Raw genomic sequence first — 876 nt, forward strand, 5'->3', positions numbered from 1 at the left:
CTGGGGGCGGTGGCCGTCGCGCGTGGTTGGACGAGCGGGGATTGGGTCGTGGGCCCGGGTTTAGCGGGTTGGGATTGTGGCGCGCACGACATCAGGGACAGTCAAACACAGAGTGGTCGCCGATCCTGCGCCACCGGCAACGGAGTTCGTCGTCGACTGTGACCAACTCGAAGGTGGCACGGCCGTCGGGACTTGCGAACGACCAGGTCATTTCCAACACGTTGGGCACGCCCTGAACCGACTTGATCCGAAGCGACCTCGGCCAGGCGGTCGACGGATCAACCACCAGCGCATCGCACGCTGGGATGAACTTGGTTGTGAGCACTCGCCGGAACGCGTCGCGATGCTCACGTTTGAGCCGACGATAGTCGGCGTCGAACGCCGGTGTCGTTTCAAACTTCACTACCGATCAGCGTCCAGCCGATCCAGATGCTCCAATAAGGCGTCGCCGTCTTGGTGGACCTTCACCCGTCCTGCCGCAATGTGGTCGTCAACTTCACGTTCACGCTGCTGCCAACGCTCGGTCCAAAACCAACGCTGATCGGCGGGGACGGGCAGCGACGGCCGTAGCTCCAGTACGCCGTCGTCGCGCTCGATGATCTCCACCTGCGCACCTGGCTCGTCCAGATGTAGCCGACGCCGGACCTCCGCCGGCAGCACGACAACGCCCCGTGATTGCACGCCTACAAACCCATGAAACGCCATGACGGCAGTATTTCAGGATTACGGTAATACCGCAATGCGGTTTTAACGTCACCCTAATGACATCGGCGGCGCTGATTGGCTGCATGCAGCAGGTAGATTCCCAACTTCTCAGGAAGGTGAGATTGCTTGGTCGCTTCCGCGTCGTGGACACCGACAAATGGACTGGTAGAA

The 876-nt window shown here is 61.2% G+C and carries 2 protein-coding genes; both read right to left on the reverse strand.

Annotated elements, in window-relative coordinates; all coding sequences use genetic code 11:
* Nucleotides 1-91: 91 nt before the first annotated feature.
* Entirely contained in the window at nucleotides 92-403 is a 312-nt protein-coding gene (locus F6Q13_RS17285) for a hypothetical protein (protein WP_293059183.1), read from the reverse strand.
* A complete protein-coding gene (locus tag F6Q13_RS17290; RefSeq protein WP_293059185.1) occupies nucleotides 403-705 on the reverse strand; it encodes an AbrB/MazE/SpoVT family DNA-binding domain-containing protein in 303 nt (100 codons plus the stop codon). The genes F6Q13_RS17285 and F6Q13_RS17290 overlap by 1 nt, the downstream gene beginning before the upstream one ends.
* Nucleotides 706-876 lie beyond the last annotated feature (171 nt).

The organism is Mycobacterium sp. (assembly GCF_008709575.1).
Classification (GTDB): domain Bacteria; phylum Actinomycetota; class Actinomycetes; order Mycobacteriales; family Mycobacteriaceae; genus Mycobacterium.

Coding starts and splice junctions, on each gene's coding strand:
- F6Q13_RS17290 (WP_293059185.1), bottom strand. CDS start 705: ATGGCGTTTCATGGGTTTGTAGGCGTGCAATCACGGGGCGTTGTCGTG.